General features: G+C 74.5%; 11 protein-coding genes. 4 read left to right on the top strand and 7 right to left on the bottom strand.

All coding sequences use genetic code 11. The features are described 5' to 3' along the window. Positions 1-174 precede the first annotated feature (174 nt). The 4 genes from ACFYV5_RS21010 to ACFYV5_RS20995 all read left to right on the top strand — a co-directional run bounded on the left by ACFYV5_RS21010 (position 175) and on the right by ACFYV5_RS20995 (position 5262). Positions 175-1347, top strand: a complete 1173-nt coding sequence (locus ACFYV5_RS21010; protein ID WP_355112098.1) for a 3-deoxy-7-phosphoheptulonate synthase — start codon at positions 175-177, stop codon at positions 1345-1347. 45 nt (positions 1348-1392) lie between these two features. Then, positions 1393-2163: a 2,3-dihydro-2,3-dihydroxybenzoate dehydrogenase gene (locus tag ACFYV5_RS21005; protein WP_355112096.1), complete on the top strand. Its 771-nt coding sequence runs from the start codon at positions 1393-1395 to the stop codon at positions 2161-2163. 568 nt (positions 2164-2731) lie between these two features. After that, on the top strand, positions 2732-3355 hold the full coding sequence (locus ACFYV5_RS21000; protein ID WP_389170490.1) for an isochorismatase family protein: 624 nt from the start codon (positions 2732-2734) through the stop codon (positions 3353-3355). A 5-nt stretch (positions 3356-3360) separates the two neighbouring features. Further along, complete coding sequence (locus ACFYV5_RS20995) at positions 3361-5262, top strand: anthranilate synthase family protein (protein ID WP_389171090.1); 1902 nt, start codon at positions 3361-3363, stop codon at positions 5260-5262. 81 nt (positions 5263-5343) lie between these two features. On the opposite strand, the gene ACFYV5_RS20990 is transcribed toward ACFYV5_RS20995, so the two are convergent. The 7 genes from ACFYV5_RS20990 to ACFYV5_RS20960 are packed head-to-tail and all read right to left on the bottom strand — an operon-like array spanning position 5344 to position 16739. Beyond that, entirely contained in the window at positions 5344-6465 is a 1122-nt protein-coding gene (locus tag ACFYV5_RS20990; protein ID WP_389170487.1) for an NAD(P)/FAD-dependent oxidoreductase, read from the bottom strand. Then, positions 6462-7943, bottom strand: a complete 1482-nt coding sequence (locus ACFYV5_RS20985) for an FAD-dependent oxidoreductase (protein WP_389170484.1) — start codon at positions 7941-7943, stop codon at positions 6462-6464. Before ACFYV5_RS20985 ends, ACFYV5_RS20990 begins: the two co-directional genes overlap by 4 nt. Further along, positions 7940-10072, bottom strand: a complete 2133-nt coding sequence (locus tag ACFYV5_RS20980) for a molybdopterin oxidoreductase family protein (RefSeq protein WP_389170481.1) — start codon at positions 10070-10072, stop codon at positions 7940-7942. The genes ACFYV5_RS20985 and ACFYV5_RS20980 overlap by 4 nt, the downstream gene beginning before the upstream one ends. Further along, positions 10065-11465: an MFS transporter gene (locus ACFYV5_RS20975; RefSeq protein ID WP_389170478.1), complete on the bottom strand. Its 1401-nt coding sequence runs from the start codon at positions 11463-11465 to the stop codon at positions 10065-10067. The genes ACFYV5_RS20980 and ACFYV5_RS20975 overlap by 8 nt, the downstream gene beginning before the upstream one ends. Beyond that, positions 11462-13066, bottom strand: a complete 1605-nt coding sequence (locus tag ACFYV5_RS20970) for a lyase family protein (protein WP_389170475.1) — start codon at positions 13064-13066, stop codon at positions 11462-11464. The genes ACFYV5_RS20975 and ACFYV5_RS20970 overlap by 4 nt, the downstream gene beginning before the upstream one ends. Further along, positions 13063-15153, bottom strand: coding sequence for an FAD/NAD(P)-binding protein (locus tag ACFYV5_RS20965; RefSeq protein WP_389170472.1), 2091 nt, complete (start codon positions 15151-15153; stop codon positions 13063-13065). Before ACFYV5_RS20965 ends, ACFYV5_RS20970 begins: the two co-directional genes overlap by 4 nt. Then, complete coding sequence (locus tag ACFYV5_RS20960; RefSeq protein ID WP_389170469.1) at positions 15150-16739, bottom strand: class I adenylate-forming enzyme family protein; 1590 nt, start codon at positions 16737-16739, stop codon at positions 15150-15152. Before ACFYV5_RS20960 ends, ACFYV5_RS20965 begins: the two co-directional genes overlap by 4 nt. Positions 16740-16756 lie beyond the last annotated feature (17 nt).

The following is a 16756-nucleotide window of genomic DNA, read 5'->3' as shown; positions in this document are numbered from 1 at the left end:
CCACTTGACGGAGTGCGGCCGCCCGTATTGGCCGCGTCCCCGCCGACAGCGGATGATTCGAACGAATTCCGGGCCGGCCGGCCCTGTGCCCGGCCGGCCCTTTTCGGTCTCCGCCTCGAAGAATGCCGCCCGCACGGTCGCACCGTCGTCCTGTCGTCTTAGGAGAGACTCCCCGTGGACAACACTCTGCTCGACATCCGGCAAAGGCCGGCTCTGCAACAGCCCGTGTGGGACGACGCGTCGCAGGTGGAGCGCGTACGGGAGGAGCTGAGCGTCCGCCCCGCCCTGGTCAGCCCCCAGGACGTGCACACCCTGCGTACCCTCCTCGCCCGGGCCGCCGCCGGCGAGGCCGTGATCGTCCAGTCCGGCGACTGCTCCGAGGACCCCGACGAGTCCACCGTCCAGCACGTCGCCCGCAAGACGGCCGTCCTCGACCTCCTCGCCGGCGCCATGAAGATGATCACGCACAAGCCGGTGATCCGCGTGGGCCGCATGGCCGGCCAGTTCGGCAAGCCCCGGTCCAACGACACCGAGAAGGTCGGCGACCTCGAACTCCCGGTCTACCGAGGCCACATGGTCAACGGACCCGAGCCCGACCCGGAGTCGCGCCGCCCCGACCCGCTGCGTCTGCTCACCGGCTACATGGCCGCCAACGACATCATGGGCCACCTCGGCTGGCGCAAGCCCGTCGGCCGCCCGGTCATCGACCCGCCCGTGTGGACCAGCCACGAGGCCCTGCTCCTCGACTACGAGGTGCCGATGCTCCGCCGCGACGACGAGGGCCGGCTGCTGCTCGCCTCCACCCACTTCCCGTGGATCGGCGAACGCACCCGCCAGACCGACGGCGCCCACGTCGCCCTGCTCGCCGAGGTCGTCAACCCGGTCGCGTGCAAGGTCGGCCCGAGCATGACCCCCGACGAGCTCCTCACCCTCTGCGAGATCCTCGACCCGGCCCGCGAGCCCGGCCGGCTCACCCTCATCGCCCGCATGGGCGCCGAGAAGGTCGCCCAGAAGCTGCCGCCGCTCGTCGAGGCCGTCCGCGCCGCGGGCCACCCGGTCATCTGGCTCACCGACCCCATGCACGGCAACACCGTCACCGCCCCCGGCGGGCTCAAGACCCGCTACACCACCACCGTCGAGCGGGAGATCTCCGAGTTCCAGCTCGCCGTGTGCTCCTCCGGCGGCATCGCCGGCGGCGTCCATCTGGAGACCACGCCCGACGACGTCACCGAGTGCGTGCTCGGCGAGCAGTGGGTCGGCCGGTGCGGCGACTACTACACCAGCTTCTGCGACCCGCGGCTCAACCCCGGACAGGCCGTCACCGTCATCTCGGCCTGGCGCGGCTGAGCCCGTCCGCCCGTCCCACGTCCACGTCCCCAGGGAGGAACTGTCATGCAGGACAAGATCGCCCTCGTCACCGGCGCCGCGGGCGGCATCGGCGCAGCCGTGGTCCGCGCCCTCGCCGAGCGCGGCGCGACCGTCGCCGCCGTCGACCGGGACGAGGCCGCGCTCAAGCAGCGCGTCGCCGCCTTCGTCGCCGAGGGCCTGCCCGTCGAGGCGTTCCCCGCCGACGTCACCGACAGCGCCCAGGTCACCGCCCTGGTCGAGGAGGCCGAGCGGCGCCTCGGCCCGATCGACTACCTCGTCAACGCGGCCGGCGTCCTGCGCCTCGGCCCCGTCCGCACCTTCTCCGACGAGGACTGGGCGGCCACCTTCGCGGTCAACGCCACCGGGGTCTTCCAGGTCTCCCGCGCGGTCGTCGACCGGATGATCCCGCGTGGCTCCGGCGCGCTCGTCACGGTCGCCTCCAACGCCGCCAACACCCCGCGCAGCGAGATGGCCGCGTACGCCGCCTCCAAGGCCGCCGCGTCCCTCTTCACCAAGTCGCTGGGTCTGGAGGTGGCGCCGTACGGCATCCGCTGCAACCTGGTCGCGCCCGGCTCCACGGACACCCCGATGCTCTCCTCGATGTGGCAGGACGAGTCCGGGCCCAGGGGAACGATCGAGGGCCGCCCGGAGGCGTTCCGTGTCGGCATCCCGCTGAAGAAGCTGGCCCTGCCCACCGACGTCGCCGAGGCCGTCGTCTTCCTCCTGTCGGACCAGGCGTCCCACATCACCCTGCACGACCTCACGGTCGACGGCGGCGCGTCCCTCGGCGCGTAGGGCGCCTCCGGCGCCGGAGGCGGAAGAGGCCGGGGCCACCCGTGGCCCCGGCACGCGGGCGTCCCGCCCCGCGCCCCCGTGGCCGGAGACCAGCGGTCCGAATCCCGTGCCCGGCGGGCCTCAGCGGTCCGAATCCCGTGCCCTGAGGGCCCCAGCGGCCCTCAGTCATGGGGCTGGAGGGCCCAGCGGTCCGGATCCCGTGCCCTGAGGGCCCCAGCGGCCCTCAGTCATGGGGCTGGAGGGCCCAGCGGTCCGGATCCCGTGCCCTGAGGGCCCCAGCGGCCCGCAGCCGCGGGGCTGGAGGGCCCAGCGGTCCGGAACCCGTGCCCTGAGGGCCCCAGCGGCCCGCAGCCGCCGGGCTGGAGGGCCCAGCGGTCCGGATCCCGTGGTCGGAGGGACCAGCGGCCCCGGGGCCCGTGCCCCGTGCCCTCTGGCCGGAGTGCGGCGGCGCTATGCCCCGTAGCCGGTTCGCCGCGTCGCCCGGCCCCGTGGCCGAGTGGCCCCGACGCCCCGACGCCCCGACGCCCCCAGCAACCCCTCATCCCCACCCGTACCCGAGAGGACCGTCATGGCCGGGATACCACCCATCGAGGCCTATCCGTTGCCGACGGCCGGCGCGCTGCCGCCGGTCATTCCGCACTGGTCCGTGGACCCGGACCGCGCCGTGCTGCTCGTCCACGACATGCAGCGCTACTTCCTGGCGCCGTTCGCCCCGCCGCTGCGCGAGGAGATCATCGCCAACGCGGCCCTGCTCCGCGACCGCTGCGCCGGTCACGGCATCCCCGTCGCGTACACCGCGCAGCCCGGCGGCATGACGCCCGAACAGCGCGGTCTGCTCGCCGACTTCTGGGGGCCGGGGATGCGCCTCGACCCGGCCGACCGCGAGGTCGTCGAGCCGCTCGCGCCCGCCTCGGGCGACTGGCTGCTCACCAAGTGGCGCTACAGCGCCTTCTTCAAGACCGACCTCCTGGAGCGGATGCGGTTCCACGGCCGCGACCAGCTCGTCATCTGCGGGGTCTACGCCCACATCGGCGTCCTCGCCAGCGCCGTCGAGGCGTTCACCCACGACATCGAGACCTTCCTGGTCGCCGACGCCGTCGGCGACTTCACCGAGGCCGATCACCGCTCGGCCGTCACGTACGCGGCCAAGCGCTGCGCCGTCGTCACCACCGCCAAGGAGGTGCTGGGGTGAGCACAGTGACCCCGACCGACCTGCTGAGCCGGATCCTCGGCCCGAACCCGCCCGCCTTCGCCGTGCTGCACCGGCCCGAGACCACCGGCCCCGGCGCGCTCGACCTGCTGACCGGCGAGATCTCGCTGCCCGCGACCCTCGCCGACCTTCCCGTACGGGAGGACGCGGGCGCCGGGGGCGCCGGGCGGCACGAGGTCCTCGCCGTCGTCCCGTACCGCCAGATCGGCGAGCGCGGCTACGACCGGACCGACGACGGCGCCCCCCTCATCGCGATGAGCGTCACCGAGCAGACCACCGTCCCGCTCGACACCGTCCTGGCCGCGATCCCCGACGTCCCGATCACCCTCGCCGACGGCGGCGGCTTCGACGTCGACGACGACGCGTACGCCGAAATCGTGCGCCGTGTCGTCGCCGACGAGATCGGCACGGGCGAGGGCGCCAACTTCGTCATCCGCCGCTCCTTCACCACCGAGATCACCGACTTCGGCCCCGGCAGCGCGCTGACCTTCTTCCGCCGGCTCCTGGAGCGCGAGTCGGGCGCGTACTGGACCTTCCTCATCCACACCGGGGAGCGCACCTTCGTCGGAGCGTCCCCCGAGCGGCACGTCAGCCTCGCCGACGGCACCGCCGTGATGAACCCCATCAGCGGTACGTACCGCTATCCGGCCTCCGGCCCCACCCTCCCCGGCGTCCTCGACTTCCTCGCCGACCGCAAGGAGGCCGACGAGCTGTACATGGTCGTCGACGAGGAGCTGAAGATGATGGCCCGGATCTGCGAGGGCGGCGGCCGGGTCGTCGGGCCGTACCTCAAGGAGATGGCCCGGCTCGCCCACACCGAGTACTTCATCGAGGGCCAGACCGACCGCGACCCGCGCGAGATCCTGCGCGAGACCCTGTTCGCCCCGACGGTGACGGGCTCGCCGCTGGAGAGCGCCTGCAAGGTGATCGCCAAGTACGAGCCGCGGGGCCGGGGTTACTACAGCGGGATCGTCGCCCTCATCGGCCGGGACGCGCTCGGTGGCCGGTCCATGGACTCCGCCATCCTCATCCGTACCGCCGACATCGACGCGGACGGACGGGTCTCCATCGGCGTGGGCGCGACCCTGGTGCGCCACTCCGACCCCGCGTCGGAGGTCGCCGAGACCCGCGCCAAGGCCGCCGGGCTGCTCTCCGCCCTCCAGGACGACGGAGGCTCCCGCTTCCGCGCCCATCCGCGCGTGCGGGAGGCGCTGGAGCGGCGCAACGCCACCATCGCCGACTTCTGGCTGGCGGAGGGCTCGGGCCGCGGCCGGCCCGACCCGGTCCTCGCCGGGCAGCACGTCCTGATCGTCGACGCCGAGGACACCTTCACCTCGATGATCGGCCAGCAGGTGCGGGCGCTGGGCCCCGAGGTGACGGTCCGCCGCTTCGACGAGGAGTACGCCTTCGAGGGCTACGACCTCGTCATCATGGGCCCCGGGCCGGGCGATCCGCGCGAGGCCGGGCACCCCAAGATCGCGCACCTGCGGGAGGCCGTCGCGGACCTGCTGCGCGAACGCCGGCCGTTCCTCGCGGTCTGCCTCAGCCACCAGGTCCTCAGCCTGCGCCTCGGCCTGGACCTCACCCGCCGGGACGTGCCCAACCAGGGCGTCCAGAAGGAGATCGACCTCTTCGGCGCGCGGGAGCGGGTCGGGTTCTACAACACCTTCGCCGCGCGTAGCGAGGCCGACCGTCTGCTGCACCCGGAGTTCGGCGCGGTGGAGATCAGCCGGGACCCGGAGACCGGCGAGGTGCACGCACTGCGCGGCGCGCACTTCGCGTCGATGCAGTTCCACGCCGAGTCCGTCCTGACCCAGAGCGGCCCGCGGATCGTGGCGTCGATGCTCGGCGGTCTGGTCAAGGGCGGCGCGGTGCAGACGGTGGGATGAGGTGAGGGTCGCGACCCTCGTTACGACCAGTGGCGCCGCCCAGTACCGGGCGGCGCCGCTGTCTGTGTGGCTCGGAATGTGTCAGGGGCCCGCCGCGCCGACCTCCACCCGGCCGAGCACAGTCCGTCCGTCCGGCGCCAGGACCAGCTTCCGGTAGCGGCGGCCGGCGCGGTCGGCCTCGCGGAACTCGATGGCGCCCTCGGTGCGGGCATGGATGTCGCCGAAGCCCGAGACCCCGATGCCCAGCAGCTTGAGCCGCGTCGGCCCGCCGCTGTCCGTGAACGGCGTCCGCTCGAGGCCGAGGAGCTGTCGGGCCACGGAGGCGGCCATCCGCAGGCCGGGGGCGACGAGCCCGTGGCAGCGGCCCTCGACGGCGGCGCACTCGCCGACCGCCCAGATCCGCTCGTCCGCCGTCCGCAGCCGGTCGTCGACGAGGAACCCGCCGCGTTCGCCGGTCGCCAGCCCCGCGCCCGCCGCGAGCTCGTCGCGGGGCCGTATCCCGGCGGAGAAGACGACGAGGTCGGCCTCGATCTCCGTACCGTCCGCGAGCCGCACCCGATCCGCCTCCACGGACACGGTCGTCGCCCCGCAGTGCACCTCGACACCGAGGTCCCGCACCAGCGAGGCGAGCAGCCGGCCACCACCCGCGTCCACCTGGAGCGGCATCAGGCGGGGGGCGGCCTCCACCACGTGCGGGCGCATCCCGAGGTGCCGCAGCGCGCCGGCGGCCTCCAGGCCGAGCAGCCCGCCGCCGATGACCACACCGGGGCGGCCGGGACGCCCGGCGCGGGCGGCGGCACGGATCGCGTCGACGTCCTCGACGGTGCGGTACGTGAAGCAGTGCGGCCGGTCGTGGCCGGGCACGGGCGGGACGAACGGCCGGGAGCCGGTGGCCAGGACCAGCGCGTCGTAGCCGAGGCGCGTCCCGTCGGCGCACCGCACGGTCCGCCGCTCCCGGTCGATGCCGGTCACGGTCGTCGAAAGGCGCACGTCCACCAGGGAGTCGGGGGCGGGCAGCGCGAGATCGGCCGGCGTCGGACCGGAGACGAGGGAGGAGAGCGCGACCCGGTCGTAGGCCCCGCGCGGTTCCTCCCCGAGCACGACCACCCGCCATCCGTCGGTCCGGTCCAGGGTGCGCAGCTCCGTGACGAGCCGATGCCCGACGGGCCCGTAGCCGGCGACGACCAGAGTCCGGCGCCTCATGCGACGCCCTCCGGTACGCGCAGCGCGGCGCACACCGCGCGGACCGCGTCGGCGCAGCCGCCGCAGCCGGTGGTCGCCCGGGTCGCCGCGGCCACCGCCCCGACATCCCGCGCACCGTCCTGCCAGGACCTCACGACGGCCCCCTTGCTGACGTTGTTGCAGTGGCAGAGCACGGCCTCGTCGGCCAGTGCGGCGGGATCACCCCCCGCACCCCCGGCGCCCGCGCCGGCCCCGCCCCTGAGGCCGAGCAGGAGCGCGAGCCGGTCGGCGGGGACAGGGCGGCCCTGGTCGTACAGCTGGGTCACGGCCGCGATCCCTTCGGGCATGCCGACCAGCACGGCCCGTGTCACCTTCCGCTCCGTGATCTCGATCCGCGCGTACCGTCCCCGCGCGGGGTCGGAGAACGTCACGACCTCATCGCTCTCCGCCCGCTCCGCCGCCCACCCGCGCGGACCTAGGGGGTGTCTTGCCGATCTTGCCGGGCTCGCGTGCCCTGGTGCCGCGCCTCGCCGCGTTGTCGTCGGTCGCCAACGCTCCGCGTTGTCTCCCTCCTCCGCCTTGCGATCCACGGCACCAGACCCCGCTCCCTGATCCGGCCTGATCGACAAGACACCCCCTAGGCACACGACGTCCAGGCCCGGGATCCGCGGCCGGACGATCGGGGGAGCGGGGACGCAGGAGGCGTCGCCGCCCGTCAGGACGGTGGCCAGGGTCTCCGCCTGGGCCAGCGCGCCGACGAGGTCCGGGGTGTCCGTACAGGCGCCGATCGCCCGGATCGAGGGGTCGCTCGTGCACAGGCGGTCGTCGACGACGATGCCGCGCCGGACCGTCAGACCGGCCTGCTCGGCCAGGGTGGTCTCCGGAGCGGTGCCGGTGCACCGCAGGACGGTGTCGGCGCCGAGTGTGTCGTTCGCCGCGACGTACGCGCCGAGCCGCAGCTCGATCCCGCACGACTCGAGCCGGGCGGCGACCAACTGCCCGGCGACCTCGTCCAGATGGTGGTGCATCGGGTACGGGCCGGAATGCGCCAGGACCACGCGGTGCCCGCGCCCGCGCAGCGCCGTCGCCGTCTCCACGCCCAGGACGCCCCCGCCGATCACGGCCACCCTGCCGCGTACCGGGCGGGTGCAGTCGGCCAGGGTGTGCACGTCGCCGGACGGCCGCGCCCCGGTCGCCAGGACCAGCGTGTCGTAGCCGAGGCGCGTCCCGTCGGCGCACCGCACGGTCCGCCGCTCCCGGTCGATCGCGAGGGCCTTCAGGCCCGTCCGTACCCGCACCCCCGCCGGTGGCGGCGGCAGCGTCAGCGCGCCCGGGGGCAGGCTGCCGGCGAGGACCGGACCGAGCAGGGTGCGCTGGTACGCGGGATGCGGCTCGGCGCCCAGGACGGTGACCGGGCCGTCGTGCCCGAGCACCGCGAGACGTGCGGTCAGCCGGTGCGCGGCGAGGCCGTTGCCGACGACCAGGATCCGCCCCGTCACGCGGTCACCGGAGCCTGTACCGGCTCGCCCCGGACGGCGCTCACGGGATCCCGCGCCGGTTCTATCCGTACCGCGCTCACCTTGAACTCCGGCATGCCGCTGCGCGGGTCGAGCGCCCCTCCGGTGAGCAGGTTCGCCCGCCCCTCCCCAGGGAAGTGGAACGGCAGGAACACCGTGTCCGTCCGCAGGCTCTCCACCAGGCGCACCCGCGCCACCACGGAGCCCCGCGCCGACACCACCCGGGCGAGCCCGCCCGCCTCCACGCCCGCCCGCCGGGCCGCGTCGGGGTGGATCTCCACATACGGCTCCGGCTCGGCCTCGTTCAGGCGCGCCACCCGCCGGGTCTGCGCCCCGGACTGGTAGTGGGCCAGAACCCGCCCGGTCGTCGCGTACAACGGGAGATCGGCGCCGGGCAGTTCGGCGGAGTCGCGGTGCTCGACCGGCAGGAAGCGGGCCCGCCCGTCCGGATGCGCGAAACCGTCCAGGAAGAGCCGGGGCGTGCCCGGATGCGCGGGCCCCGCCGGCACCGCCGGGCACGGCCAGTACAGCGCCTCGCCCGCGTCGAGCCGTTCGTAGCTCACCCCGGAGTAGTCCGCCCGGCTGCCCTCCGTGGCGCGCCGCAGCTCCTCGAACACCTCCCGGGGCCGGGCCGGATACCGCTCGGCCGGCTCCCCGAGCCGTACCGCGAGCCCGCGCAGCACCTCCAGGTCGCTCCGTACCCCGGTCGGCGGATCGAGCAGCGCCCGTCGGCGCAGCACCCGTCCCTCCAGGTTTGTCAACGTGCCTTCCTCCTCGGCCCATTGGGTCACCGGCAGGACGACATCCGCCATCCGCGCGGTCTCGGAGGGGACGAAGTCCGCCACCACCAGCAGATCGAGGGCCGCGAGGCGCTCGGTGACGTGCCCGGCGTGCGGGGCGGAGACCACCGGGTTGGAGCCGAACACGAGCAGGGCGCGCGGCCCGTGGGCGGTCCCCAGGGAGTCGAGGAGTTCGTACGCGCTGGGTCCGGGCCCGGGCAGGGACGCGGCGTCCACGCCCCACACGCCTGCCACGTGCTCCCGCGCCGCGGGGTCGGTGATCATCCGGTAGCCGGGCAGCTGGTCCGCCTTCTGGCCCAGTTCACGGCCGCCCTGTCCGTTGCCCTGGCCGGTCAGACAGCCGTAACCGCTGCCCTCCCGGCCCGGGAGCCCCAGCGCGAGCGCCAGGTTGACGAACGCGGAGACCGTGTCGGCGCCCTTGCTGTGCTGTTCCGCGCCGCGCCCCGTCAGGACGTACGCCCGCCGGGCGTCGGCGAGAAGCCGCACCGCCTCCCGCTGGTCCGCGACCGGCACCCCGGTCACCCGCTCGGTCCGCTCCGGCGTCCAGGGCAGCGCCCTCTGCCAGGCGGCCTCGAAACCGTTCGTCCGCTCCTGTACGAAGGTGTGGTCGAGCCGCCCGTCGAGCACCGTCAGCTGCAGCAGGCCGAGTGCCAGGGCGAGATCGGTGCCGGGGGCCGGCCGCAGATGCAGCGCGGCCCGCTCGGCGGTCGGGGTGCGGCGCGGGTCGAGGACGATCAGCGCGGCCCGGTCCAGATGGCGCATCAGCGGCGGCATCGTCTCGGCGGGATTCGCCCCCGCGAGCAGCACCACGTCCGCCCGCCCGAGATCGGTGACCGGGAAGGGCAGGCCCCGGTCGACGCCGAAGGCGGCGTTGGTGGCGGCCGCGGCGGAGGACATGCAGAAGCGGCCGTTGTAGTCGATCCGGCTGGTGCGCAGCGCGAGCCGGGCGAACTTGCCCAGCAGATACGCCTTCTCGTTGGTGAGCCCGCCGCCGCCGAAGACGCCGACCGCGTCCGGGCCGTGCTCCCGCCGGATTTCCCGCAGCCGCCCCGCGACCAGGTCGAGGGTGGCGTCCCAGTCGGCGGGGGCGAGCCGCCCGTCCCGGCCGCGCACCAGCGGCTCCCGCAGCCGGTCGGCCGCGGTCAGCACGTCCGGCGCGGTCCAGCCCTTCTGGCACAGGCCGCCCTGGTTGACCGGGAAGGCGGACGGGGCGACGGACACCTCGCCGAGGGCGCGGCTGAGCTTCGTACCGCACTGCAACGCGCAGTACGGGCAGTGCGTATGGACGGTGCGGGAGCAGGGGTCAGACACGGGTGACTCCACGTCGTACGGGCGGGGCTTCCAGCTGCCGGAGCGTACCGGTGGGACGCAGATAGACCGCCCAGGTGACCGCCACGCACAGCGCGTAGAAGCCGAGGAAGCCGAGGAAGGCGGGCGCGCCGCTGCCGCCCTCGGAGCCGTACGCCGCCCGGAAGGCCAGGTTCACCGCGACACCGCCGAGCGCGCCGACGGCGCCCGCGATCCCGATCACGGCCCCCGAGAGGCGCCTGGCGCGGGCGAACGCCGTCGTGGCGTCCCCGCCGTCCGTGACCTCACGGCCGGCCCGCTCGGCGAAGACGGCCGGGATCATCTTGTACGTGGAGCCGTTGCCGAGCCCGGTGAGCACGAACAGGACGGTGAAGCCGGCCACGAACAGCCCGAACGACCCCTGCGCGGAGGCGAGGAGCAGCCCGCCGGTGCCGGCCGCCATCGCCACGAACGTCCACGCGGTCACCAGGGCCCCGCCCCAGCGGTCCGCGAGCCGGCCGCCGAAGGGGCGGGCGAGCGAACCGAGCAGCGGGCCGAGGAACGTGTACGAGGCCGCTTCGAGCGGGGTGGAGCCGAACTGCGTCTGCAGGACCAGGCCGAAGGCGAAGCCGTACCCGATGAACGAACCGAACGTGCCGATGTAGAGCAGCGAGATCCACCAGGTGTGCGGGGTGCGCAGGGCCTCGCGCTGGGCGCCCTTGTCGCTCCGTACCACCGCCAGGTTGTCCATCCGCAGCGCGGCGAGGAGCGCGACGCAGACGATGAGGGGGAGGTAGAACGCGGCGACGTAGGCGGGGTGGGTGTCGCCCGCGGTGGCGATGACGAGCAGGCCGAGGAGCTGGACGACGGCGACCCCGAGGTTGCCGCCGCCCGCGTTGAGCCCGAGGGCCCAGCCCTGGTGGCGCTGCGGGAAGAAGGCGGTGATGTTCGTCATCGAGGAGGCGAAGTTGCCGCCGCCGACACCGCCGAGCGCGCCGATGACGAGGAACACCCACAGGGGGGTGCCGGGGCGTTGCACGAAGTACGCGGCCGCGGAGGCGGGGACGAGCAGGACGGCGGTCGCGCACACGGTCCAGTTGCGGCCGCCGAAGCGGGTGACGGCACGGCTGTACGGGAGCCTCAGCGCCGCGCCGACAAGGGTGGGAGTGACGACGAGGAGGAACTTCTCGCCGGGCGTGAACGGCAGGCCGATGCGTGGGGACATGAAGAGGACGAGGACCGACCACATGCTCCAGACGGAGAAGCCGATGTGCTCGGAAGCGATGGACAGCGCGAGGTTCCGCCGCGCGATCCGCTTCCCGCGCGCCTCCCAGAAGCGGACGTCCTCGGGGTCCCAGTCCTCGATCCACCGGGAACGGGATCGGGACCGGGACGGCTGGGGGTCGTGGGTGCTCACGGCGCGCCCTTCAGCGCCCGGTCCACCAGCGGCCCCGCCACGCCCGTGTAGGCGGCCGGGTCGCACAGCGCGTCGGCCTCGGCCCGGTCCATGACGCCGGCGAGCTCCGGGGCCTCCGCGAGGACCTCGGGCAGCGGGCGGCCGTCCCGGTCCGCCGTCACCGACGCCCAGGTGAGCAGCTCCTTCGCGGCGGCCTTCCCCAGGCGGGGCGCGAGGACGGCCGCGATCCGCTCGGAGACGATCCGGCTCCCGGTGAGCGCGAGGTTCTCCCGCATCCGGTCGGCGCGCACCTCCAGGCCCTCGGCCAGCTCGACGGCCGTGTGCGCGGCGCCGCCCGTCAGCCGCAGGCACTCCCGCAGCAGCTGCCACTCGGCATGCCACACCCCGGCGGACCGCTCGTCCTCCGTGACGAGGCACTGCGCCAAAGCGCCCGCGAGGGCGGGTACTTGGAGCGCGGCGGACCGGATGAGCGTGGCCAGCACCGGGTTGCGCTTGTGCGGCATCGCCGACGACGCCCCCCGCCCGGCCCCGCCCGACGGCTCGGCGACCTCCCCGACCTCGGTCCGCGCGAGCGACTGCACGTCGATCGCGAGCTTCCCGAGCGCCCCGGTCGCGAACGCCAGCGCGTACGCGAGATCGGCGACGGGGGCCCGCAGCGCGTGCCACGGAAGCAGCGTGGTCGCAAGCCCGGTCTCCTCGGCGAAGGCGGCACCGAGCCGCTCGACGTACGCCCCGGCGTCGAAGTCACCGTCGGCGCCGCCCGGACCACCGCCGGTGACCCGGCCGACCGCACCGGCACCTTCCTCCGCCGTCCGGGCGGTCGCACCGGCACCTTCCTCCGCCGTCCGGGCGGTCGCACCGGCACCTTCCTCCGCCGTCCGGGTGGTCGCGCCGGCATCTTCGTCCGCCGTCCGGGCGGCCGGGCCGGCCGGGTGCGTCGGGTCGTCGACCGGCGTCGGCGCCGCCGGCCTCGCGTACTCCACGTACCCCGCCAGCGTCCCCGCCGCCCCGCCCAGGGAGACCGGCAGGGACTCCTGGACACGGGCCAGCCGCTCCTCCGCCGACAGCAGCAGCTCGCGCCAGCCCGCCGCCTTCAGGCCGAAGGTCGTCGGGACGGCGTGGAGCGTCAGGGTGCGGCCCGCGACCAGGGTGTCGCGGTGGCGTTCGGCCAGCGACGCCAGCGCCGTCGCCGTGCGGGACACATCCGCCCGGATCAGTCGCAGCGCCCGGTCCGCGACCAGCATCGCACCGGTGTCGAAGATGTCCTGGCTCGTCGAGCCCCGGTGGACGTACTCCGCCGCCGCCGGCTCCTCCGCCGCGACCACCCGCGTCAGCGCCTGCACCAGGCCGACGACCGGGTTCGCCGTCTCGCGGGCCGCCAGTGCCAGGGCGCGGACGTCCAGGCGCTCCGCGCGCGCCGCGTTGGAGACGGCCCGCGCCGCCCACTCCGGGACCGTACCGAGCCGCGCCTGCGCCCGGACCAGCGCCGCCTCGGCGTCCAGCATGGCCTGCAGCCACGCCCGGTCGCCGACCGCCGCCTCCGCGGGCGTCCCGGCCCGCACCGGCGAAAGGAGACCCGCGTCGTCGTAGGACCGGGTCACACGATCACCCCGGCGAGCTCCGTCGTGGCCTCCCGCGTCACCGGCCGCACACCCGCCGGCACCTGGGCCGTCGGCGGCAGCGCGCACAGGGCGCGGGCGATCGCGTCCGAGTCGCCGAGCGTCACCGAGTCGACGCCCGGCCGGATCCCGGCCGCGGTCACCCAGTGCACGGACTCCGTCGGCACGCCGTACGCGAACCGGCGCGGATGCGGGCGGCCCCGGCCGTCCACCACCCGGTACGGCCGCTCGGTGACGGCCAGCCCCCCGGTCTCGTAACTCGTCCCGCAGGAACCGGCGATCCGGTACGGCGCCGCCTGGTCGGTGCCCAGCAGGTGCAGCAGCAGCGGATCCTCCGTGCGCCGCAGGTCCGGCTCGGGCAGCCGGGCCTCGATCAGCACCGTGGCCCGTACGGGCGGCCCCGGCACGGTCTCCGACGCGGCCACGAACGACGGCGCCGCCGCGTCGAGCCGGATCTGCGTACCGGGACCGGTGACCTCCAGGACCCCCGCCTCGATCAGCGCGATCATCTCCTCGATACGGGAGACCGGCGGGCCGATCGACAGGAAGCCGTTGAGCGGGGTGTACCAGCCCTCCAGGTCGTCCCGGTGCGAGTTGCCCTCCAGGCCGCCGTGGTCGACGGCGAGCCGGACCTCGTTGCGCAGGTCCCGCAGCACGTCGAGCGCCGCCTTGAGCGGGCCGTCCACATTGCCCGCCCGCGCCTCGGCCACGTCCTGCTCCAGATGGCGCAGCAGCCACGCCCGGAAGTCGTCCCGGCCGGTGAACTCCCGCTCGCCGTACGGCCGTGACAGCTTCTCCCAGTCCCAGCGGCGGGGCTCCTCGATGCCGTACGAGGCGACCAACGCGGCCCGGTCGGACTCCTCGGCCTCGGCCAGGTACCGGGTGGTGAACTCCTCGCGTTCGGCCCCGCGCCCCAGGGAGTCCAGGAGCGTGCCGTAGTAGACGCTCTCCACCTCCCGCGAGATCAGCGGCCACAGGTCCTGCGCGAAGTTCACCCTCCCCCAGCCTCCGGCCGGGGGGACCCCCATCTCGCTTCGCTCGCCGTCGAGGTTCCTGGCCCGCAATCGGGCGACGAACTCCGGGGTCAGCAGCTGCGGCAGATGGCGCCCGTACGCGCCCTTCTGGTTCTCGCCGCGCGCGTGGTACGGCACCCCGCGCCGGGAGGACGCGAACAGCTTGGGCTCCCGCCCCGACGCGCGGTACACCAGGCGGCCGTCGCGCCGCTCGAAGACCCCGCCCCGCCCGGCCGTGAACAGCGCCATGTGGTCGAAGAAGTTGAGCCCGAGACCGCGCAGCAGCACGTGCTCGCCGGGCTCGATGCCGCTCAGGTCCAGGTCCGCCGGGTTGGCCGGCGTGATGTAGCGCAGGTTGTGGATCCGGGCCAGGCTCGCCGTGCGGGCCTCGCGGGCCGTCAGCCGGGCCGGCACATGGCCCTGCGCGAGGACGACCCCGTCGAGGTGGTTGAGCCGGGTGCCGTCCTCCAGCCGTACGCCCTGCGGTCCGCCCGGCACCCCGTGGGTGTCGGCCATCGCGACCGCCCGCGAACGGTGCACGCGCACCGTGATGTGAGCGGGCGCGCGGGCCACCACCCGCTGGAAGGAGTCGTGCAGATACCGGCCGTAGAAGGCCCGGGAGGGGTACGAGTCCGGGCCGAGCCGCCGCGCCTCCTCCAGGGTCGCCGCGTCGTACCCGTCGGCGCCCGTCCCCTCGGCGCCCGTCCCCTCGGTGCCCGTGCCGAACGTCTCCGCGCCGTCCTTGGTGAGAACGGCGAGCGCCGCGAGTTCCCGCGCCCACTCGTAGAGGCTGGGACCGGGCTCGACCGGCCCCTCGATCCGGGCGCTGTCGTCGGTGTACACCGTCACCTGCGAGGCGACCGTGTTCATCAGCAGGTGCCGGGACTGCTCCGTCCGCCACACCGCCCCGGCGCCGGGAGCGGCGGGGTCGACGACATGGAGGGTCAGAGTCCGGTGGGTGGGCGCGATCCGCTCGTTGGCGCAGATGCGCTCCAGGACCGACAGGCCGCGCGGCCCGGCGCCGACCACGCAGTACTCCGCGTGTGAGTCGTTCATGCGCGCTCCCCGGCGGCCGGCGAGGTGCCGGCGGCGAGCAGGCGCGCCAGTTCCAGCCGCTTGATCTTGGTGGTGGCGGTCTGCGGCAGCTCGCCGAGCCGCCACTGGACGGGCTCCGCCATGGGCGGCAGCGCGGCCGCCGCCGCCTTCCAGGCCGCCGGGTCCAGCGGGCGGTCGTTCTTCGTGCACACCACCGGGACGGCCCGGCCGTCGCTGCCCGGAATGATGATGACCTCGGCCAGCTCCGGCAGCTTCCCGAAGAGCGTGTCCTCGGCGGCGAGCGTCGAGCCGAAGCCCTCGATCAGGTCGACCTCCCGGTCGAGCAGGTGCACGCAGCCCCACTTGGTGCGGTAGCCGACATCGCCCATCCGCCACCAGCCGTCCGCGGACACCTGCTGGTCGTACCGCTCCTGCTCGCCGAGGTAGGTGACGATCCTGCCGTCGCTGCGCACCTCGATGTAGCCCGGGTTCTCCGGCGAGGGCTCCTTGCCGTCCCGGCTCACCACCCGTACGTCCGTCATGCCGGGGAAGGGACGGCCGACGCAGCGCCCGTCGTCGTCGAGCGAGCGGCGCCGGGTGAAGGCGCGGACCACGGCCGGGCCGACCTCGCTCTGCCCGTACAGCTGGCCGAAGAGCGGCGCGCGTCGCTTCGTGGCGCGCAGCAGGGTGTGCACGGTCCGCGGGTGGATCGCGTCGAACGTGGAGGAGAACAGCTTCACGTTGGACAGCGGCCCGCGCGGGTCGCGCGCCAGCTCCTCCCACTCCATGAAGGAGTTGGGGTGCGCCTCCAGGATGCCGGGCTTCAGCCGGGCGAAGAGGTCGGCCGCCTGCTTGGGGTCCGGGTCCGCGAGCACGATGATCGGGAAGCCCCGGAAGAGGGAGATCGCGAGCGCGGTGAAGAGCCGCGAGTGCACGAACGACACGTGCATCGCGATGGTCTCGCGGCCGCGGATCAGCGGCGCGACGGCGGAGATCTGCGGCCGGTAACGGGCCTGCAGCGTACGGCCGGTGTGCACGGCCAGCTTGGGCGTGCCCGTGGTGCCGGAGGTGTGGGTGATCAGCGTCGGGTGCTCGGGCGGCATGGTCACGGCGGGCACCCGGGGCACGCCGGCGAGTCCGGCCAGCTCCGTGGCGCCCTCGTGGCTGCCGGAGGCCAGGAGCACCTTCCCGGCCAGCTCGAAGACCTCGGCCGGCAGCTCCTTCTCCAGCTTCGCCGCGTCCGTGAGCAGGAACGGCCGGTCCGTGCGGCGTACCAGCTCCGCGGCCGTGGCGCCGTCCAGCTTCGGCGAGAGGAGCACCGGTACGGCCCCGATGCGGGCGATGGCGCAGGACAGCAGCGTGATGTCGAAGCCGTCGGACTTGTAGACGACGACCCGCTCGCCGGGGCGCACCTTCGCCGCCCACAGCCGGGACGCGAAGTCGTCGATCAGGTCGGCGATCTCCGCGACCGTCGTACGGCGCCCGAGGCCGGGCGCGATGTCGAGGTCGTGGTCGAGGATCACCACGTTCGCGGGGTGCCGGGACGCCGCTCGCTCGAACAGCGTGCCCAGCCGGATTCCACGGTTTCCAATGCGCTGCAGCAGCATGTCCCCAGGCTTTCGTC

This window comes from Streptomyces sp. NPDC003035, from assembly GCF_042888285.1.
Taxonomy (GTDB): Bacteria; Actinomycetota; Actinomycetes; order Streptomycetales; family Streptomycetaceae; genus Streptomyces.
The sequence above is the reverse complement of the archived record's forward strand: the minus strand, read 5'-3'. Positions and strand labels throughout refer to the sequence as shown.

Coding starts and splice junctions, on each gene's coding strand:
- ACFYV5_RS21005 (WP_355112096.1), top strand. CDS start 1,393: ATGCAGGACAAGATCGCCCTCGTCACCGGCGCCGCGGGCGGCATCGGC.
- ACFYV5_RS21000 (WP_389170490.1), top strand. CDS start 2,732: ATGGCCGGGATACCACCCATCGAGGCCTATCCGTTGCCGACGGCCGGC.
- ACFYV5_RS20990 (WP_389170487.1), bottom strand. CDS start 6,465: ATGAGGCGCCGGACTCTGGTCGTCGCCGGCTACGGGCCCGTCGGGCAT.
- ACFYV5_RS20965 (WP_389170472.1), bottom strand. CDS start 15,153: ATGAACGACTCACACGCGGAGTACTGCGTGGTCGGCGCCGGGCCGCGC.
- ACFYV5_RS20960 (WP_389170469.1), bottom strand. CDS start 16,739: ATGCTGCTGCAGCGCATTGGAAACCGTGGAATCCGGCTGGGCACGCTG.